Below are 20,705 nucleotides of genomic sequence, written 5' to 3'. Positions count from 1 at the left end.
GCGCCGCAATATCAGCATGCGGCGCTGGAGTCATGCAATGTGGTCAGATGAATTAATAGATCTTGATCACAAACAATGTGGCTGCTTGCGATCCTTTTGCGCACGGTATCGCAGTTTTATCGCATCAATTTTATCGCATCGCCGCTTTACTTCAGCAGCGCCTGCGCTTTTTCAACGACGTTATCGACGGTGAAGCCGAATTCTTCGAACAGCAGCTCAGCCGGAGCCGATTCGCCGAAGCTCGTCATGCCGACAATCGCGCCGTTCAGGCCGACGTACTTGAACCAGTAGTCCGCAATACCCGCTTCAATCGCTACGCGTGCCGATACGGCTTTCGGCAGGACTGCTTCACGGTAGGCTGCATCCTGCTTGTCGAACGCATCCGTAGACGGCATCGACACGACGCGTACCTTGCGGCCTGCGGCAGTCAGTTTGTCATACGCGCCGACAGCCAGTTCAACTTCAGAACCGGTGGCAATCAGGATCAGCTCAGGTTGACCCTCGCTGTCTTTCAGCACGTAGCCGCCTTTCGCCACGTTCGCCAGTTGCTCAGCCGTACGTGACTGCTGTGCCAGATTCTGACGGGACAGGATCAGCGACGTCGGGCCATCCTGACGCTCAATGGCGTATTTCCACGCCACCGCTGTTTCCACCTGATCTGCCGGACGCCAGTTGCTCATGTTCGGCGTGACGCGCAGGCTGGCCAGCTGTTCAACTGGCTGGTGCGTCGGGCCGTCTTCACCCAGACCGATGGAGTCGTGGGTGTAAACGTAGATGCTGCGGATTTTCATCAGCGCGGCCATACGCACGGCATTACGCGCGTATTCCACGAACATCAGGAAAGTCGCGGTATACGGTACGAAACCACCGTGCAGCGCAATCCCGTTGGCAATCGCCGTCATACCGAATTCGCGCACGCCGTAGTGGATGTAGTTGCCCGCGTGGTCTTTATCCAGTGAAACCGAACCGGACCAGATGGTCAGGTTGCTCGGTGCCAGGTCGGCAGAGCCGCCCAGGAATTCCGGCAGCAGTTTGCCGTAGGCTTCCAGCGCGTTCTGTGACGCTTTACGGCTGGCGATTTTCGCCGGATTCGCCTGCAAATCGTCGATAAATTTCTGTGCGTCAGCCTGCCAGTTGGCTGGCAGTTCACCGCCGGTGCGCCGTTTGAACTCGGCAGCCAGCTCAGGGTACGCGCTGGCGTAGGCAGCAAACGCCTCATCCCAGGCCGCTTCCTTACGCTGACCGGCCGGTTTGGCATCCCAGGCAGCATAAATATCAGCCGGGATATCAAACGGCGCGTGCGTCCAGCCCAGCTGTTCGCGGGAAGCCGCCACTTCTGCATCACCCAGCGGTGCACCGTGGGAATCATGCGTACCAGCCTTGTTCGGTGAGCCGAAGCCAATCACGGTTTTGCACATCAGCAGCGACGGCTTGTCGGTCACCAGTTGTGCTTCACCGATGGCGCGTTTGATAGCGTCAGCGTCGTGACCGTCCACGCCGCGCACAACGTGCCAGCCGTAGGCTTCAAAGCGGGCCGCGGTATCGTCGGTAAACCAGCCTTCAACGTGACCGTCGATGGAGATGCCGTTGTCATCATAAAACGCGGTCAGTTTGCCGAGCTTCATGGTGCCTGCCAGCGAGCAGACTTCGTGGGAAATCCCTTCCATCATGCAGCCGTCGCCCAGGAAGGCGTAGGTGTGATGGTCGACAATCTCGTGGCCCGGACGGTTGAACTGCGCTGCCAGCGTGCGCTCGGCAATCGCCATACCTACTGCGTTGGCAATACCCTGACCCAGCGGACCCGTGGTGGTTTCAACGCCGGCGGTGTAGCCGTATTCAGGGTGGCCTGGTGTTTTAGAATGCAACTGACGGAAGTTTTTCAGTTCTTCAATCGGCAGATCGTAGCCGGAGAGATGCAGCAGGCTGTAAATCAGCATGGACGCGTGGCCGTTGGACAGCACGAAGCGGTCACGGTTGGCCCAGTTAGGGTTGGCCGGATTATGGTTAAGATAATCGCGCCACAGCACTTCGGCGATATCGGCCATGCCCATCGGTGCGCCCGGGTGACCGGATTTGGCTTTCTGCACCCCATCCATGCTCAGCGCGCGGATAGCATTGGCAAGTTCTTTACGAGAGGACATGCTTGACTCCAGAAATTACAGCTTGGCTGCCAGCAGCGCTTCCAGCTTTTGTTGATCGGCGGCGAACAGACGAATGCCTTCCGCCAGTTTATCGACGGCCATCGGATCCTGATGATGCTCCCAGCGGAATTCAGCTTCAGAGAGCGGAGAGGGATGATGGAATCCTTCGGTTGACGGTGTCAGTTGGCGTTCAACGGGCGCATCGCTGTTTTTCAACTGTTCCAGCAGCGCAGGGGAGATCGTCAGACGATCGCATCCAGCCAGCGCTAAAATCTGCTCCACTTTGCGGAAACTGGCACCCATGATCACGGTTTGGTAACGGTGGCGCTTGTAGTAGTCGTAAATATTACGTACAGAAATGACGCCGGGATCGTTTTCTGCCTGATAGTCGCTGGTGGGCTGCCTTTCCTGATACCAATCATAAATTCGGCCCACAAACGGGGAGATCAGAAAGACGCCCGCTTCGGCACAGGCACGCGCCTGTGCGAATGAGAACAACAGCGTCAGGTTGCAGTTGATCCCTTCTTTTTCCAGCTCTTCAGCCGCGCGAATCCCTTCCCAGGTGGCGGCGAGCTTAATCAGAATGCGTGAGCGTGGAATCTCTTTTTCCTGATACATTCCAATGAGCTTGCGTGCTTTCGCCACGCACATCCCGCGATCGAACGAGAGGCGGGCATCCACTTCGGTGGAGATGCGCCCTGGAATGCTTTTCAGTACTTCCGCACCGATGTTTACCGCCAGTCGGTCGCTGGCGTTGATGAGCTGAGTCTCTTTGCTACCGCCTTGCTGATGCGCATAGGCAATCGCGTCATCAAACAGCGGCTGATACTGCGGCAGCGTCGCGGCCTTCAAAATCAATGAGGGATTTGTGGTGGCATCTTGCGGTGAAAATTGGCGAATAGAGTCGATATCGCCGCTATCGGCGACCACCACGGTAAATTGTTTAAGGGCTTCGAGTTGGTTCATGAGTGAGCTCCTTGATGTAAAAGAGAAATGGCATGCGCAAAACAGAGCCAACACACTGCACCATGAGGTCGTGAAATAACATGCGCTTTTTCCGATTGCTGCGGTTGGGCTCTTTCGATGGAACGTATAAATGGGTTGAACGAAACGTAAGACTGACGGCCAATCAGTCTGGGGAGCGCTGCGGGCCGTCAGACAGGATTACCGGTGATTTTCCTGATGTTCGTAGTAGCTGATTTTCTCGACTTTTGGTGCGGATCCGCCGCCTTCAAACTCGGCATCCAGCCAAGCGCCGACAATCTCTTTTGCCAGTTCGGGGCCGATAACCCGCGCGCCCAGTGCGATCACCTGAGCATCGTTACTTTTTCTAGCCCGCTGGGCGGAATAGGTGTCATGGCACTGAGCGGCACGAATGCCATTGACCTTGTTAGCCACGATACACATGCCGATCCCCGTGCCGCACAGTAGGATCCCACGCTGGTGCTTACCGTCTTTAATGGCGTGGGCCAGCGTGTAGGCAACATCGGGGTAGATTGGATTTTCCCCGGTGGGATCGTAGCTGTAGTCGGTCACCGTCAGCCCCTTCTGCTGTAAATAATCAGTAATCGTGTTTTTCAAATCAATCGCGGCGCTGTCTGCACCAATTGCAATCGAGAGCATATCTATCTCCTGCCTGGCTAAGGGTCAAAGTGAGCCTGATATGTCGCTTTCGTTAGTTTGTTTATAAAAACATTAATAAACAGTAACTAACGAGAATCTCTCCGCATGATTCCGTACATTTCCGGCCTTTTCATGGCTAAACATATACCGCTTCTTTCAAATGTTCAATGTGTGATTATTTGTTTTTTGTTTTGTCAGAGAAGAAAAGAGGATTGAAAGCGTGATCTTGGTCGCTTTTACGCCTTTTAAGGCGGTATTTTACCTTTTTGATACATATTTAGATCATGCTCACAATTTTCAAACAGAGAGATAGGCAAAAGATTGGAGCAAATATATCGTTCATATGTTCATTATGTGTATTAATGATCTGTATCTTTAGAGGGCATAACAATGTGTCAGACCTGTATGCAAACGATAAAAAAGACAACAAATAACAAAGGTCACACCGGGTATCGAATGACGAAAGAGGATGAAATGCAGGAACAGCCTGGCGTAGAGGCGATGTCATGGAAGGGATTGACTATCGGTAGTAAGGGGGCTGTATGAGTAAAGTATCGGTTGCAGCAACGGCGGGGCAATCTGCCACAAAACCGTCCACCACAAAACCATCTGCTGTAGAACAGTCGGCCATTCGCAAGATCTCCTGGCGTCTCGTGCCTTTCGTCGGCCTGATGTTCTTTATTAACTTCCTCGATCGTACGGCCATTTCGTTCGCGGGGCCGAATGGTATGAATGCCGACCTTGCGCTGACCGTGGCGCAGTTCGGGCTGGCTTCAGGCATTTTCTTTATTGGTTATATTTTGCTGGAAGTCCCCAGCAATCTGGCGCTGCACCGCTTCGGGGCGCGCAAATGGCTGTCGCGCATTATGGTGTCGTGGGGCATCGTGTCGTTGCTGTTTACCTGGGTAAGCAGTATTGAAGGGTTGTATATCCTACGTTTCCTGCTGGGGATAGCAGAGGCGGGATTCTTCCCCGGTGCGATCTTGTTCCTCAGTATGTGGGTACCAGCCCGCTATCGCAGCAGAATCCTGTCACTGTTCTATCTGGCACAACCGCTGACGGTAGTGTTAGGCGCGCCGTTGGCTGCCTGGCTGATTGATCAACATGGCCTGTTTGGGTTGTCCGGTTGGCGGGTGATGTTCCTCGGTGTCTCTGTTCCAGCCATCATTGTTGGCCTCATTACCTGGTTTTATCTGGTTGATCGTCCGTCTGATGCCAAGTGGCTTAATGCTGATGAGAAACGTTGGCTGGTTAGTGAGCTGGAAAGCGAACACGCCACCAAAAATCACAGCAAACACCCTGGCGTCATGACCGTGATGTTTAACAAACGCGTGTGGGTATTGTGCCTGATTTACTTTGGTTTTATTTACGGTCTCTATGCGCTGGCATTCTTCCTGCCAACGATTATCGCGGGTTTCCAGCAGCAGTTCGGCACGACGTTCAATGTCATGGATAAAGGATTGATTACGGCCATTCCTTATTTGCCCGCGGCCATCGCAATGTACTTCTGGTCGCGTGATGCAACGCGTCGTGGCTGCCGTTCATGGCACATTGCTATCCCAGCGCTAACTGGTGCGATCAGCATTCCGCTGGCGCTGTTCATGGAATCCCCTACGGCGACAATTGCGGTGATCACCGTGACTGCCTGTTCCATCTTTGCTGCACTACCTAACTTTTGGACGTTACCGACTCAGTTTCTTACCGGAGCATCAGCGGCTGCGGCCATCGCACTCATCAACACTATTGGTAATGTCGCTGGATTCTCAGCGGGATACATCACGGGTGCCGTGCGGGGCGTAACCGGAACCTACGTGATGCCTATGATGATTGTCGGCGGGTTTATGCTGCTTTCCGCAGTGTTAATGGTTCTGCTCAGTCGTTCGGATCGGGTATCGAAAGCCGCCTCAGTAACACAGGAGCATTAATATGACGTATCTGTTCAACCAACCTTCCGCCTTTGCCCGGGAACTGACCGAAGGCTTTGCGGCTGCGCATGCTGACAAAGTGCGTCAGGTGCCTGGCGGCGTGGTCAGGAGCACTCGCAGTCGTGAAGGTGGGGTCGCCATTGTGGTCGGGGGTGGCTCCGGCCACTACCCGGCGTTTGCTGGCCTGGTCGGGCAGGGGCTGGCGCACGGCGCAGCAATGGGCAACCTGTTTGCTTCGCCATCTGCCCAGCAGATCTGCTCCGTTGCTCGTGCTGCACACAATGGTGGTGGCGTACTGCTGACATTTGGTAACTATGCTGGCGATGTGCTCCATTTCGGACAGGCCAAGGCGCGTCTGAATGCGGAGGGAATTCCGTGTGAGCTGCTGGCAGTGACCGATGACATTTCCAGTGCGCCACTGAACGAATCGCACAAACGCCGTGGGGTGGCGGGCGATCTGATGGTCTTCAAGGCGGCCTCTGCGGCGGCGGAAGCGGGCTACGATCTGGCCGCCGTGCTTGAGGTTGCCGAGCGTGCCAACCAGCGTACTCGTTCACTCGGCGTGGCCTTCTCTGGTTGTACGTTGCCGGGGGCGGAGCACCCGCTGTTCACCGTTCCTGAAGGCATGATGGCGGTAGGCATGGGGATTCACGGTGAGCCAGGTATCCGCGATGTTCCTATTTCAACCGCCGATGAACTGGCTGAGCTATTGGTCAGTTCACTGTTGAAAGAGGTGCCACAAGATATTGCGACGCTCTCTGGGCAGCGGATTAGCGTGGTGCTCAACGGCCTCGGTGGCGTGAAATACGAAGAACTGTTTGTGGTTTATCGCCGAGTTTCGCAACTGCTGGTCGAGCAGGAGCTGACGGTGGTCGAGCCGGAAGTGGGTGAACTCGTGACCAGCTTCGATATGGCCGGTCTGTCGCTCACGCTGTTCTGGCTGGATGAGGAACTGGAGCGTTTTTGGCGTGCACCTGCTGATGCACCGGCCTTTCGTAAAGGCAGTGTGTCTCCCGCCGAACCGCTGGCTGAGCAGACATTCACAGCAGAGCTCGATGTGATCCCAACTGCTACGGCGGCATCGAAGGCGGCGGCACATTGTGTTGCGGCGGCGTTGAATGCAGCGCGTGATATTGTGCTGGCTAACGTCACCGAGTTGGGCCGTATTGATGCGATTGCCGGAGATGGCGATCACGGCATTGGCATGGAGCGTGGGGTGATTGCCGCGGCGGAAAAGGCGGCAGAAATGCTGGAACGGCAGGCGGGTGCCGGTACGTTATTGCAACGTGCGGCAGATGCCTGGGCCGATCGGGCTGGGGGAACGTCTGGGGCAATCTGGGGCGTCGCGTTGAATGCGTTGGGAACCGTATTAGGTGATGAACAACGTCCTGACGGTCGCCGTGTGGCAGATGGTGTGCGTCAGGCTAAAGAAAGCGTGATGCATTTCGGCAAGGCGAAACCGGGAGATAAAACGCTGGTAGATGCATTGATCCCCTTTAGTCTGGCACTCACACAACGAGTGGAAGCTGGAATGAGCTTGCCAGAAGCCTGGCAGCAGGCCGCGCAGTGCGCCCAGCAGGCGGCTGATGACACCGCGCAGCTGTTACCCAAAATTGGTCGTGCCCGCCCGCTGGCAGAAAAAAGTCTGGGAACACCCGATGCGGGGGCGATATCGCTAGCGATGATTCTTGCTGCTATATCGACGGTGTTGAACAGCGATGCAACGTCGACTCCTTCATGCCAGGCGGCGACGCAAACGGAGAGTGAACGATGAGCTCTCGTAAATTGACGCTGGGCGTCAGCCTGAAAATGTATTTCGGCTACCAGCAGACGCTCGACTGGTGCCAACACATTCAGGCGATGGTGGCACAGCATCCGTTGTCGTCACTGCCCTCGGTCAGGCTGTTTGTTCTGCCTGCTTTCCCGACGTTAGCGCCCGTTGTGCAACGGTTTGCCCAGTCTCCCATTCATGTCGGTGCGCAAGATCTGCATTGGGCGGATAACGGAGCTTTCACTGGGGAAGTGAGCGGCACCATGCTGCACGAAATGGGGTGTCGCTATGTTGAAATCGGGCATGCCGAACGCCGCCGCTATTTTGGTGAAACGGATGAACATTTCGCGCTGAAAACGGCGGCGGCCTGGCGTAATGGGCTAACGCCAGTGCTATGCGTCGGCGAAGAGAAACGCGGTTCGACGCAGCAGGCGATCGACACCTGTCAGGCTCAGTTGGCGGCGGCGCTGGATCTGGCGCAGAAGCAGCAGTTGACGGGTGAGCTGGTACTGGCCTACGAACCACAGTGGGCGATTGGTAGTGCGGAGCCCGCCCCGACGGCATACATCAGCGAGGTCTGTCAGGCGTTAAAACAGCATTTTCCAATACAGGCTGGAGTGCGCGAGGGGCGAGTCATTTACGGCGGTAGTGCGGGGCCGGGGTTACTTAGTCAGCTTGGCGACTCGGTTGATGGCCTGTTTCTGGGGCGCTTTGCCCACGATCCGGCAGCCTTTAACGCGATTATGGATGAAGCTTTCGCGCTCGGCTCGCAGGCGTAAGAGAGAGGAAATACACATGGCAATCGGATTAAGTACTTATGCGTTCTTCTGGCGGGCCTCTTCTCGCGTACCACACCCACTGGGATTGGACGCCATGCTGGAGCAAACGGCAGAGTCTGGTGCGGGCGTTTTTCAGATTTGTGATTACGCTGCTGTTGAAACACTCACGTCCACCGAGTTGGAAACGCTACGACAGCACGCTGCCGATTTCGGCATTCAACTGGAGCTGGGGACACGAGGATTAGATACGGCGCACCTGACGCGCTATCTCACGATAGCCCGTGCACTGGATGTTCGTTTTATCCGCACGATGTTCAATACGGCAACACATAAGCCGACGCAAGACGAGGCGCTTACGTTACTGCGCCAGGTGCTGCCTGAGTTTGAACGGCATCATATTCAATTGGGGCTGGAAACCTACGAACAGGTAAAAACGCGCGACGTGCTCGCCGTAGTTGACGCAATCGACAGCCCAGCACTGGGAATTTGTCTCGATCCCGGCAACTGTGTGGCCGCGCTGGAGTATCCGCGCGAGGTGGTTGAACTGACGGCTCCACGCGTGGTTAACCTGCATATCAAAGATTTTGCTTTTGCCCGTCAGGAAGGGTGGGTGGGCTTTACCTATTCCGGTTGCCTGCTGGGAACCGGCCTGCTGGATTACGACGCACTTCATCAGATCGTACGCCCGAACGAACGCAACATTAACCAGATCGTTGAGCATTGGCTGCCGTGGCAAGCCAATGCGGAAGAAACCTGCCGTCTGGAAGACGCCTGGACGCGTCATAGCCTGAACTATCTGTATACCCGAAATCCGTATGCTGGCCGTTCATTACCCATAACACATTCTATTTAATCACTTTTTATTATTGCAAATCCGAGGAGTAACAATCATGGCTGCTGAATTGAAAACCATTACCGTACTGGGCGCTGGCGGCAAAATGGGCATGCGTATCTCTGCCAATTTCCAGAAAAGTGACTATCAGGTGTTTTACTGCGAGAACTCTCCACGCGCGCAGGAGCAGGTCGTTGCCGCAGGCAGGGAATTGTCCATTGCCGAACAGGTTATTCCTGAAAGTGATGTGGTGATTTTGGCTGTGCCGGATATTGCGTTGAAGGTAGTCTCCGGGCTTGTCGTTCCACAGATGAAAAGCAATGCGGTGCTGCTGACGCTGGACCCGGCTGCGGCCTATGCCAATCTTATCGCCAAACGTGATGATATCGATTACGCCGTTGCACATCCGTGCCATCCTTCCGTATTCCTGGATCGCTTCACGCCGGAAGAACATGCTGATGCATTTGGTGGCGTGGCGGCGCCGCAACACGTTGCAGCATCTTATGAAACAGGCAGCGACGAGCAGAAAGCGGCATTGGCCGGTGTGATTAAAGTGATGTATGGCCCGGTGCTTGACGTGCATTGGGTGACGGTAAAACAGCTGGCCTATCTGGAACCGACGCTGGTTGAAACCGTAGCCTGTATGGTAGGCACTTTGATGAAAGAAGCGCTGGATGAAACCATTAACACGATTGGTGTGCCAGAAGCCGCCGCAAAAGCCATGCTTTATGGTCATATCCAGATCGCGTTGGCGGTGGCTTTCCGCAGTACTAATCCGTTTTCAGATGCGTGTATGATCGCCATTGAATACGGTAAAGAAAACATCATCAAACCGGATTGGAAAAAGATTTTCGATGAGAAAGAGCTCGATCTGGTGATTGCCAAAATGCTGAAGATCGATGCCATTCAACGGTAATTCCCTCCCGTTGCCGGAGCCAGTTTTTTCGGCTGGCTTACGGCACGGCTATCTTTGTCCATTTGCGCCACCGTCAGGGATAATCGCGCCGGGCTTGAGCCTCTCTTCCCGGCGTGCAACAATTATTCATCGCGACTGTTTTCATCTGTAGACACAGCGTCTGTATAAACCGATCCCCTTGCGTAAGGAAAATGTGACCAGATGGAAAAACAATCAGGATCTCAGGAAAGCGAACTTCTGACTGAAATCGCCGTCGCTTATTATCAGGACGAAATTACTCAGGAAGAGATCGCCAAGAAATTTGGTATTTCGCGCATTAAAGTCGGGCGTTTGCTAAAGCGGGCGAAGGAAGAGGGCATTGTTGAAATTACTGTGCGCTATCATCCGGTATTCAGCACGCGCCTCGAACAGCAGATGCTGGAACGCTTTTCGATAAAGCGCGCCCTGATTGCGTTAGATCATCAGGATGAGGAAGAACAGCGGCGGCAGGTTGCGGCGTTGGTTTCCAACTATCTGGCTGTGTCGTTGAAGGACGATACGGTGGTGGCGGTGGGGCAGGGTCGTAATGTGGCGGCGGTCGCAGACCATGTGAGCAATGTGACGGAACGCAATTGCCGCTTTATCTGCGGTATCGGCGGAACACACCGTCCCGGCGATGCCATTAACGCCGACCATATCAGCCGCCGTCTGGCAAAGAAATTTGGGGGCAGCAGTGAAACGCTGTACTCACCTGCTTATGTCGAAAACCGGGCGCTGAAAGAAGCGTTCATGCAGAACGGCACGATTAAGGAAACGCTGGATCGGGCGCGCAAGGCTGATATCGCGCTGGTGGGCATTGGGGATATGAATGAGAACAGCTACATGGTTAAACTTGGCTGGTTTACCCCGCATGAAATTATTGATGCCAGCCTGAATCAGGGCGTTATTGGTGATATTGCCGGGTATGATTTCTTTAATGCTCAGGGCCAGCATGTCGATACGGTGATGAACGAACGGGTCATCGGCGTGAGTATTGAGGAGTTACATAAAATTCCCTGCGTGATTGCCATTGCCTCTGAAAACACTAAAGCGTTAGCCATTCTCGGTGCGTTACGCACGGGAGCCATCGATATTATCGCCACCAGTGCGGGCAATATTCGTACTATTCTGAATATGACGCAGTAACCCACTTTTCTCCGTTGCGTGGTGTTTTACATCACGTGACGTCTGTGCCTATTAGCTCCGCCTCATTCCCCCCTGAATGGCTTCCGAACGGCCTATTCGGCGTACCTGATGCCATTTTTTGAACGAAAAACCGTCAAATAAAATAACTATATTAACCAGCATTCCCCCTCAGTTTTTGCCATCCTCGGTAGTTTAGCCATACGCAAACACTATACTGGGTACTCTTGACCCTACAGACACAACAAAACCGAAAAGGTACATAAGATGGATGAACAGCTAAAGCAAAGCGCCCTTGATTTCCACCAGTATCCGATCCCCGGCAAAATTCAGGTTTCCCCGACTAAACCGCTGGCGACGCAGCGCGATCTGGCGCTGGCGTATTCTCCCGGTGTCGCCGCACCCTGTCTGGAAATTGCGGCAGATCCGCTGGCAGCCTACAAATACACCGCGCGCGGCAATCTGGTCGCCGTGATCTCTAACGGAACGGCCGTTCTGGGCCTCGGCAATATCGGCGCACTGGCCGGTAAACCAGTAATGGAAGGCAAAGGCGTTCTGTTCAAAAAATTCTCCGGCATTGATGTTTTCGATATCGAAGTCGACGAGCTGGATCCAGACAAGCTGATCGACGTGATCGCTGCGCTGGAGCCGACGTTCGGCGGTATCAATCTGGAAGACATCAAGGCACCGGAGTGCTTCTACATCGAGAAGAAACTGCGTGAGCGCATGAAGATTCCCGTCTTCCATGACGATCAGCACGGCACGGCGATTATCTGTACTGCTGCGGTTCTGAACGGCCTGCGCGTAGTAGAAAAAAATATCTCTGATGTGCGTCTGGTGGTGTCCGGTGCGGGTGCAGCGTCTATCGCCTGTCTGAATCTGCTGGTGGCGCTGGGTCTCCAGAAGCACAACATCGTGGTGTGTGATTCGCGCGGCGTGATTTTCCATGGTCGTGACGAAAATATGGAAGAGACCAAAGCGGCGTATGCGGTAGAGGATAACGGTGCCCGCAAGCTGGCGGACGTGATCCCTGATGCTGACATCTTCCTCGGCTGCTCCGGTCCTGGCGTACTGACGCCGGAAATGGTGAAAACCATGGCACCGCGCCCGCTGATCATGGCGTTGGCAAACCCAGAGCCAGAAATTCTGCCGCCGCTGGCGAAGGAAGTGCGCCCGGATGCGATTATTTGTACCGGCCGTTCTGACTACCCGAATCAGGTGAACAACGTACTGTGCTTCCCGTTCATCTTCCGTGGTGCGCTGGATGTGGGTGCGACTACGATTAACGAAGAGATGAAACTGGCTTGCGTGCATGCGATTGCCGATCTGGCGCTGGCGGAGCAGAGTGAAGTGGTGGCATCTGCTTACGGCGACCAAGAGCTGTCATTCGGCCCAGATTACCTGATCCCGAAACCGTTCGATCCGCGCCTGATCATCAAGATCGCACCGGCGGTGGCGAAGGCGGCAATGGATTCCGGCGTGGCGACGCGTCCGATCGAAGATTTCGATGCCTACATCGAAAAACTGACCCAGTTCGTCTACAAAACCAACCTGTTCATGAAGCCGATCTTCGCACAAGCGCGTCAGCAGCCGAAACGAGTAGTCTTCGCGGAAGGTGAAGATGCGCGTGTGCTGCACGCCACGCAGGAGCTGGTGACGCTGGGGCTGGCGTTCCCGATTCTGATTGGTCGTCCGAGCGTCATCGAAATGCGTCTGCAAAAGCTGGGGCTGCAACTGACCATCGGTAAAGATTTCGAAGTGGTCAATAACGAATCGGATCCGCGCTTCAAAGCATACTGGAGCGAGTATTTCGAACTGATGAAGCGTCGCGGCGTATCGCAGGAAAAAGCGCAGCGCGCGGTGATCGGCAACCCAACGCTGATCGGTGCCATCATGGTTCACCGTGGCGAAGCGGATGCGCTGATTTGCGGCACCATTGGTACCTATGAAGAGCATTTCGATGTAGTTGAGAAAGTGTTCGGCTACCGCGAAGGCGTGCAGGCTGCGGGGGCGATGAACGCGCTGATGCTGCCAAGCGGCAACACCTTTATCGCTGATACCTATGTCAACGCCGATCCGACGCCGGAACAGCTGGCTGAAATCACGCTGATGGCGGCAGAGAGCGTACGCCGTTTCGGTATCGAGCCGAAAGTCGCGCTGCTGTCGCATTCCAGCTTCGGCACCTCGGATTCTCCGACGGCGCAGAAGATGCGCGCAACGCTGGCGCTGGTCAACAAGCTGGCACCGGAACTGGAGATCGACGGCGAGATGCACGGCGACGCCGCGCTGGTAGAAGCCATCCGTCGCGAGCAAATGCCAGATAGCCCGCTGAAAGGCTCGGCTAACATCTTGATCATGCCGAATATGGAGTCTGCGCGTATCAGCTATAACCTGCTGCGTGTGTCGTCTTCAGAAGGTGTGACGGTCGGCCCAGTGCTGATGGGGATCTCGAAACCAGCGCATATCCTGACCCCGATTGCCTCGGTACGCCGGATCGTGAATATGGTGGCGCTGGCGGTGGTAGAAGCACAAACTCAGCCGCTGTAAGCCATTTCCTGCCATACAGACAAACCCAGCCAGAAGTCGGCTGGGTTTTTTATTTATCGCAATTTATCGACCAAATAGTCGCCTGGCTAAGATGAATCAATGGAATAATTTTGGTTTTATGCCATGATCCCACCTCGTCTGTAGGGGGCCTTCCCCAGACTCGATAAAAAAACCAACGAGCGAATATCGGTTATGGCAACACGCACAGTGAACGAAAATACAGTAGAAAAAAGCGGTACAGGAAAGCGTCTTCCTTCGCTGTTTGGCGGGTCGATGATTATTGCAGGAACGATTATTGGCGCCGGGATGTTTTCCCTGCCGGTGGTGATGTCGGGGGCCTGGTTTTTCTGGTCATTTGCCGTGCTGGTGTTTACCTGGTTTTGCATGTATCACTCGGGGTTGATGATACTGGAGGCGAACCTCAACTATCCGACCGGTTCTAGCTTCGATACGCTGACCAAAGATCTGCTGGGTAAGCGCTGGAATGTCGTTAACGGCATATCGATTGCGTTTGTCCTCTATATCCTGACGTACGCCTACATTTCGGCGAGTGGTTCAATTATCCATCACACGCTTGCTGAGATGTCGATCGATTTCTCTGCTCGTATAGGCGGCTTCCTGTTTGCGCTGTTTGTCGCGTTGACCGTGTGGTGGAGCACCGCGGCAGTGAGCCGCATGACCGCTTTTTTTCTGGCGGCAAAGGTACTGACCTTTTTCATGACGTTTGGCAGCCTGCTGTGGAACGTAAAGCCCGTTGTGTTACTCAATGTGGCGGAAGAGGCACCCAGCTATCTGCCGTATGTGCTGATGACATTGCCATTCTGTCTGGCGTCTTTCGGCTTTCATGGCAACGTCCCCAGCCTGGTGAAGCACTACGGCCGTGAACCGCAGATCATCAAGCGCTGTCTGTTTATTGGCAGTTCTCTGGCGCTGGTGATGTATGCCATCTGGCTGATTGGTACGATGGGAAACATTGCCCGTCCTGACTTTATCGGGATTGCGGAGCGGGGCGGTAATATCGATGTGTTGGTGCAGGCGTTGGGTGGGGTGTTGAATAGCCCTTATCTGGACGTGCTGCTCACTGTCTTTTCCAACTTTGCTGTGGCCTGCTCGTTTCTCGGCGTGACGCTGGGGTTGTTTGATTATCTCGCAGATTTGCTGAAGTTTGACGATAGCCGAATGGGAAGATCCAAAACGGCAGTGGTGACGTTTCTGCCGCCGGTCATCGGCGGTCTGCTGTATCCGAACGGCTTTATTTATGCGATTGGTTTTGCCGGGCTGGCCGCTGCTGTATGGGCGGTGATTACGCCTGCACTGCTGGCTTACGCATCGCGTCGCCGCTTCGGTAGTCCGCTGTTCCGCGTGCGGGGCGGCAATGCGATGATTGCGCTGGTGCTACTATTTGGTATCAGCACCGCGCTGATACATATCCTTGCCAGCCTCGATCTGCTGCCGGTTTATCGCTAAGTAAGTATCGCTAAGTCAGCATCGCCATCCTGCTTTGTCTGTTAAAAGCAGCAAACACGGGATGGCGAGTCTTTCAAGTCATTATGGCTTTTTTGACTGCTGCAACCACTTGTCCAGCTCGTTAGCGAACTGCTGGCGGTCCCGCTGATTTAATGCGCTGGGGCCACCGGTTTGTATCCCACTGGCGCGCATGGTATCCATGAAGTCCCGCATATTTAGCCTTTCCCGAATGGTATCCGGCGTATAGCGTTCGCCGCGTGGATTCAACGCGATGCCGCCTTTTTCTATCACTTCCGATGCCAGCGGAATATCCGCAGTGATCACCAGATCGCCGGCTTCAACGCGTTGCACAATCTCATTGTCGGCGACGTCAAAACCCGCTGAGACACGCAGCGTGCGAATAAAGCGCGACGGCGGTACTTTTATGGTCTGGTTGGCAACCAGCGTGACCTGTGTTTGTGTGCGATCCGCCGCGCGAAATAGCACTTCTTTGATGACGTTAGGACAGGCGTCGGCATCGACCCAAATCTGCATGACTTATGCTTCCTTGTTTTGCGTGTGACTTTCTGCCAGCCAGTCTTTGGCTGGTAAAAAATCTTGATACAACAGGGCTTCCGGGCTACCCGGCTCAGTCTGATGCTGGTATTCCCAGCGCGCCAGCGGTGGCATAGACATCAAAATTGACTCGGTGCGTCCACCGCTTTGCAGACCAAACAGCGTACCGCGATCCCAAATCAGGTTAAATTCCACATAGCGGCCGCGACGGTAGAGCTGGAATTCGCGCTCGCGTTCTCCCCACGGCAGATCTTTACGCCGTTCAACGATGGGCAGATAGCCATCAAGGAAGCCGTTACCGACGGCGCGAATGAAGGCAAAGCTGGTAGCAAAATCTGGCTCGTTGAGATCGTCGAAGAAGAGTCCGCCGATACCGCGCGCTTCGTTACGGTGTTTCAGGAAGAAGTAATCGTCGCACCACTTTTTATAGCGTGGGTACACATCCTCACCGAACGGCTGGCACAGGTCGTGAGCGGTCTGATGCCAGTGCACCGCGTCCTCTTTGAAACCATAATAGGGCGTAAGATCGAATCCGCCGCCAAACCACCAAACCGGCTCTTCTCCCGGTTTCTCGGCGATGAACAAGCGCACATTGGCATGGCTGGTGGGGAGGTAAGGGCTCAGCGGATGAATCACCAGCGAAACGCCCATTGCCTGAAAGCTGCGGCCAGCCAGATCCGAACGATGTGTACTGGCTGAAGGCGGCAACGACTTACCGATGATATGAGAAAAATTTACGCCAGCGCGTTCAAAGATGCGTCCGCCGGACAGCACGCGACTACACCCGCCGCCACCTTCGGCACGCTGCCACTCATCTTTGGCGAAATCGGCTCCGCCATCGATCGCTGCAAGCTGCTGGCAGATATCTTCCTGTAAGCTAAGCAAAAAATGTTTTACCGCATTGACGTCAGACATAGTGGGCATCTCGTTTCTTTGGCGATGGGGCACAATAATAAAGGCAGGCAGTATACCATCAATAAAATCGATCCCCGGTCACCTGTTGTGTGATTCCTGACGGCGGCGCGCAATTTGAGATTGCGTCTGATAGAAATCACGCGATAATCACGATTTACCTTATTGCAAAATGGCGACTGTGATGGAAATCCGCATATTCAGGCAGGATGACTTTGAAGCCGTGATCACCCTCTGGGAACGCTGTGATTTGCTGCGCCCGTGGAATGATCCTGAAATGGACATCGAACGTAAGCTCAATCACGATCCCGATCTGTTTCTGGTCGCAGAGGTGAACGGCGAACTCGTGGGATCGGTGATGGGCGGTTACGACGGTCACCGTGGATCGGCATACTATCTGGGCGTGCATCCTGATTTTCGCGGGCGCGGCATTGCGAATGCGTTGATTAGCCGTCTGGAGAAAAAGCTCATTGCTCGCGGCTGTCCGAAGATTCACCTGATGGTGCGCGAAGACAACGATGCTGTCATCGGCATGTATGAAAAGCTCGACTATGAGATCGTTGACTGCATCACGCTGGGAAAACGCCTGATTGAAGATCGGGAATATTGATTTATTCCGATCTTCAAGCGATACCCGTTAATATTTTTTCTTCTCTAGAATATTCCCAATGCTGAGAAAAGGTGCGCCTTTAATGGTGCCCCTTTTCTTGTTTATGTGCTAACCAATTGTTATGATTGAATTTGTCAGTGTATGGGCTGTTTAATGCCTGGTTCATTCTGATTAAATTTCTTAATTCACCATTTGGTGAGGAATTTACGAACCCTATCGCAATAGTAGAGTTACTGATCGTAATTATTTCAATGGTTCTATTTATTCCACAGGACAATTCTGGTTATTAAACTCCTTTAAAATAAAAAATGATTAGGATCTTGCATTATACCCTCTAATTTACGGTGTGAATCGTGAATTGATATAGCCATGATGGCAGATGAAGCTATTTGTTTTATAAATGAGGCCAGTGAATGAAAAAAGATGAAGTTTTTCAAAGTGAAAGTAAATTGGAAGTTAATTTTCATGGAGGAAAAGAAACAGAAGAAAAAGTAAAACCTGAAGAGATAAAAAAACGGCGACCTGGATGTAAACGGGAAAAGTGTTTTTGTGCACGATGAAATGTATCTTGGAAAAGGGGAGTGAAAATGGCGACATACAAGGTAAGTGATTTAACTACTGGGGTTACAGTTGATTGCGATGGTGATGAATATATATTAGATGCATTCGAAAAGCGAGGGGATAATTTACCCTATTCATGCCGTGCTGGTTCATGTTCATCGTGTGTGGCATTATTAATTACTGGAGACGTTGATCAGAGTGATGGGAGTTTTTTAGAGGAGGAGGATAAGGGGATGTTTTTATTAACCTGTGTAGCCTTCCCTCGTAAAAATTGTACTATTAGAACCGGTGTTGAAAAGTTGCTTGATGATAGAATAAAATTACGCCGGCAGATGCTTTCAGACAAATTGCGTATTAATATAGATTTTTTATTAGAATCTGAAGGATTTAAAACAAACGGGTATGTTCCTAGAAATGAAAAGGGGGAGGTATATAAGAATTCAGGTGTTACTATCGGTGGGGGGGTGGATTTAGGACAAAGAGATAAAGATGAATTGCTACGTGATGGCGTACCGCAATATCTTGTGGATATATTGTCACCTTATACCGTAATTAAAGAACATGTTGCTGTTGAAAAATTAAGGCAATCACCATTAAGTTTGACTGCAGATCAGGCTGATTTCTTAACCTCTATTTACACACAAAAAGCACTAAGAAAGGTAGAAAAGGCCTTTGATGCTGAATCAGTTGGTTTGAAATTTAATGAGTTACCGGCAAATACAAGGACGGCGATAGCAGATTTAGCATTTCAATATAATAATCTAAAAACAGAAACGCCAAAATCCTGGGGATATATTACCCGTAATGAATGGGATTTATTTTTCAAGGAGCTTAATGATTTTGGTGATGGGCATAAAACAAGAAGAAAAAGAGAGGCGGAACTTGTTTACCTAGATATTGAAGCTTTGGCTTATGCTGATTATCAGCATATTAATTCTTTGTTTGCTTTCGCTGATGGTCAACCTTACACTATTATTCTTCCACGGTGAGTTTTTATGAAATAAAATTTCAGTGTGACTTGGTTTATTGGTGAGGATAAATAATCCCTTAGTGTATTAATATCTGTATGAAAATGGAGCTGGTTTGATAAGCAGCTCCGGTTTTTTATTAGAGAATTGATATTTATTGAATCAATCGAATGTTTAGATACCGTAATTTAAATTGTACATCGGCTGACTTTGGGTATGTCCACTTCAGCTATGGAAGAAGGTAGATGATGAACGAAGAGATACCATAAAGTGCTTGTAGTCGAATTGTCTAAAAAGTGTTGCATCGTGTCACTGGCTTAGATGATAATGAGTATCAATTAAACTAATATTATCTACTTTTTGCCTGTTGAAACCATTATGACGCAGCTAATTTCTTTCTGGAGTGATTTTTACCAGACCCACCAAGGATGGCTGCGGGGATGGCTTTGTAAAAAAATAGGCTGCATTCATCAGGCAGATGATCTTACCCATGACACCTTCCTAAAACTCCTGACGCTTGCCGACCCTGCCGCTATCCGACAGCCTAAGGCGTATCTGATGGTGACGGCGAATCACGTCATGATCGATCAGTTCCGTAAGCGTAAGCTGGAACAAGATGCGTTATCTGCATTAGCAGTACTAGTTGATGGGGAAGAAGAGCACTCTGCGGAATATCGTGTTGCGATAAGTCAACTTGTGGCGACAGCGCTACATATTCTGACCCATGAGTTAGATGAAAAGGTACAGCGTGCGTTTATTATGGCGCGTGTGGAAGGACACGATTATCGGGCGATTGCTGAGGCGCTGCACGTTAGCGAAAGTAGCGTAAAGCAATATCTGGCGAAAGCGATGGTGCATTTCCATAGCCGGATCTTTTTCCAGGAACATGATGAAGCATAACGCTGACTTTGAGCAGATTCAGCAACAAGCAGCTGAATGGGTACTACGCTTCTCGGAGGTCGAGCAGGATAGCGACGACGCGATATTACTGCACAAGGAGTGGCAGCAGTGGTGCCAGATCGATGCTCGCCATTCTGTGGTTTATCATCAGATGCAGCAATTATGGGCAAGTGCAGCCATCACGCCAGCGGCGACATCCCGAAAATCACGCTCATCCCGTTATGCTGCCCTGGCGATTTTCATCGCAGGTGGTTGGTTACTAAGCCAACTGCCTTATGCTTATTGGTTGGCCGATCAGCGCACTGTTGCTGGTGAAGTTCGGCGCATTGTTCTGGATGACGGCAGCGAATTGATGCTGAACAGCAATTCGGCTGTGAATATTTCCTTCACATCACAAAAACGAACAATCACGTTGCTACGTGGTGAAGTTTACGCGCATGTTGCCAAAGATCCGCGTAGCAGACCGTTTGTGATTGACAGTGCACAGGCAGCGGCTCAGGCACTGGGTACTCGCTATAGCGTACGTGATACAGGAGAAGATACGCTGGTGAGCGTTGACGAATCTCGTGTACGTGTTACTGCAAATGAGAACTCGCATATTCGCCTCGACCTTGGTGCTGGTCAGCAGGTTGGACTCGATCGGCTCCATATTACCCGGCCAGTGGGGGCATCAATGGAAGCGGGTTGGATTCACAACCAATTGATTTTTGAAAATGCCCCGTTCATTCAGGTTGTTGATGAACTTTCCCGTCATTACCCAGGACTCATTTATCTGGATCCGCGTCAGCGTCAGGAACTAGACAGTCTGCGCTTCACCGGCGTTCTGCCATTGAATGACAGTCAGCAGGCGCTCGAACTACTGAAACACTCCCTTCCCATCTCCGTCCGGCAGTCTCTCGGCTACATTGTCTGGATTAGTGAAAATAAAAATCGTTAATAATCAATGGTAAATAATTAATTTAAATATAAATGATAATTATTTTTATTTTCTTCTGCCCGATTTTTGCTGAACAACGTCTTCTCTCCTGAAAACATAA

18 protein-coding genes are annotated in these 20,705 nt (G+C 52.3%); 13 read left to right on the top strand and 5 right to left on the bottom strand.

Features of this window, described 5'->3' with window-relative positions; translation table 11 throughout:
* Positions 1-146: 146 nt before the first annotated feature.
* The 3 genes from tkt to rpiB form a co-directional block, all read right to left on the bottom strand.
* Complete coding sequence (tkt, locus tag NXT09_RS13280; RefSeq protein ID WP_039516842.1) at positions 147-2,141, bottom strand: transketolase; 1,995 nt, start codon at positions 2,139-2,141, stop codon at positions 147-149.
* 15 nt (positions 2,142-2,156) lie between these two features.
* The gene (gene tal, locus NXT09_RS13275; RefSeq protein WP_268579991.1) at positions 2,157-3,107 is read right to left on the bottom strand and encodes a transaldolase; all 951 of its coding nucleotides are present in this window, start codon (positions 3,105-3,107) and stop codon (positions 2,157-2,159) included.
* Between the two features lie 198 nt (positions 3,108-3,305).
* Positions 3,306-3,764 (bottom strand): ribose 5-phosphate isomerase B, encoded by a 459-nt coding sequence (gene rpiB / locus NXT09_RS13270; protein ID WP_014914261.1) that lies wholly within the window; start codon positions 3,762-3,764, stop codon positions 3,306-3,308.
* 542 nt (positions 3,765-4,306) lie between these two features.
* Here rpiB and NXT09_RS13265 point away from each other — a divergent pair.
* From NXT09_RS13265 to mtr, 8 genes are all read left to right on the top strand, one after another.
* Positions 4,307-5,689 carry an MFS transporter gene (locus NXT09_RS13265; RefSeq protein WP_268579990.1) on the top strand — a complete coding sequence of 461 codons (1,383 nt, stop codon included), beginning with the start codon at positions 4,307-4,309 and terminating at the stop codon, positions 5,687-5,689.
* A gap of 1 nt (position 5,690) precedes the next feature.
* Positions 5,691-7,463, top strand: coding sequence for an L-erythrulose kinase (lerK, locus tag NXT09_RS13260; protein WP_268579989.1), 1,773 nt, complete (start codon positions 5,691-5,693; stop codon positions 7,461-7,463).
* Entirely contained in the window at positions 7,460-8,239 is a 780-nt protein-coding gene (lerI, locus tag NXT09_RS13255) for an L-erythrulose-1-phosphate isomerase (protein ID WP_205553226.1), read from the top strand. The genes lerK and lerI overlap by 4 nt, the downstream gene beginning before the upstream one ends.
* A 16-nt stretch (positions 8,240-8,255) precedes the next feature.
* Positions 8,256-9,092: a sugar phosphate isomerase/epimerase family protein gene (locus tag NXT09_RS13250; protein ID WP_268579988.1), complete on the top strand. Its 837-nt coding sequence runs from the start codon at positions 8,256-8,258 to the stop codon at positions 9,090-9,092.
* 37 nt (positions 9,093-9,129) lie between these two features.
* The gene (locus tag NXT09_RS13245; protein ID WP_268579987.1) at positions 9,130-9,987 is read left to right on the top strand and encodes a phosphogluconate dehydrogenase C-terminal domain-containing protein; all 858 of its coding nucleotides are present in this window, start codon (positions 9,130-9,132) and stop codon (positions 9,985-9,987) included.
* Between the two features lie 201 nt (positions 9,988-10,188).
* Positions 10,189-11,151, top strand: a complete 963-nt coding sequence (locus NXT09_RS13240) for a sugar-binding transcriptional regulator (RefSeq protein WP_205553219.1) — start codon at positions 10,189-10,191, stop codon at positions 11,149-11,151.
* A 264-nt stretch (positions 11,152-11,415) separates the two neighbouring features.
* Complete coding sequence (gene maeB / locus NXT09_RS13235; protein WP_205553217.1) at positions 11,416-13,695, top strand: NADP-dependent oxaloacetate-decarboxylating malate dehydrogenase; 2,280 nt, start codon at positions 11,416-11,418, stop codon at positions 13,693-13,695.
* 192 nt (positions 13,696-13,887) lie between these two features.
* Positions 13,888-15,162, top strand: a complete 1,275-nt coding sequence (mtr, locus tag NXT09_RS13230) for a tryptophan permease (protein ID WP_268579986.1) — start codon at positions 13,888-13,890, stop codon at positions 15,160-15,162.
* Between the two features lie 81 nt (positions 15,163-15,243).
* Here mtr and NXT09_RS13225 read toward each other — a convergent pair whose 3' ends face one another.
* Positions 15,244-15,696 (bottom strand): YaiI/YqxD family protein, encoded by a 453-nt coding sequence (locus NXT09_RS13225; protein WP_010307164.1) that lies wholly within the window; start codon positions 15,694-15,696, stop codon positions 15,244-15,246.
* A gap of 3 nt (positions 15,697-15,699) precedes the next feature.
* Entirely contained in the window at positions 15,700-16,632 is a 933-nt protein-coding gene (hemF, locus tag NXT09_RS13220; RefSeq protein ID WP_268579985.1) for an oxygen-dependent coproporphyrinogen oxidase, read from the bottom strand.
* A gap of 181 nt (positions 16,633-16,813) precedes the next feature.
* Between hemF and NXT09_RS13215 the strand changes: the two genes are divergently transcribed.
* From NXT09_RS13215 to NXT09_RS13190, 5 genes are all read left to right on the top strand, one after another.
* Positions 16,814-17,239 (top strand): GNAT family acetyltransferase, encoded by a 426-nt coding sequence (locus NXT09_RS13215; protein WP_039274944.1) that lies wholly within the window; start codon positions 16,814-16,816, stop codon positions 17,237-17,239.
* 413 nt (positions 17,240-17,652) lie between these two features.
* Positions 17,653-17,799: a hypothetical protein gene (locus NXT09_RS13210; RefSeq protein ID WP_268579984.1), complete on the top strand. Its 147-nt coding sequence runs from the start codon at positions 17,653-17,655 to the stop codon at positions 17,797-17,799.
* Positions 17,800-17,826: 27 nt separating this feature from the next.
* Complete coding sequence (locus NXT09_RS13200) at positions 17,827-18,789, top strand: pesticin C-terminus-like muramidase (RefSeq protein WP_306417503.1); 963 nt, start codon at positions 17,827-17,829, stop codon at positions 18,787-18,789.
* Positions 18,790-19,146: 357 nt separating this feature from the next.
* Complete coding sequence (locus NXT09_RS13195; RefSeq protein ID WP_268579983.1) at positions 19,147-19,668, top strand: sigma-70 family RNA polymerase sigma factor; 522 nt, start codon at positions 19,147-19,149, stop codon at positions 19,666-19,668.
* Positions 19,655-20,605 (top strand): FecR family protein, encoded by a 951-nt coding sequence (locus tag NXT09_RS13190; RefSeq protein WP_268579982.1) that lies wholly within the window; start codon positions 19,655-19,657, stop codon positions 20,603-20,605. The genes NXT09_RS13195 and NXT09_RS13190 overlap by 14 nt, the downstream gene beginning before the upstream one ends.
* Positions 20,606-20,705 lie beyond the last annotated feature (100 nt).

It is taken from the genome of Pectobacterium jejuense (assembly GCF_026800125.1).
In the GTDB taxonomy this organism is placed as follows: Bacteria; Pseudomonadota; Gammaproteobacteria; order Enterobacterales; family Enterobacteriaceae; genus Pectobacterium; species Pectobacterium jejuense.
The sequence above is the reverse complement of the archived record's forward strand: the minus strand, read 5'-3'. Positions and strand labels throughout refer to the sequence as shown.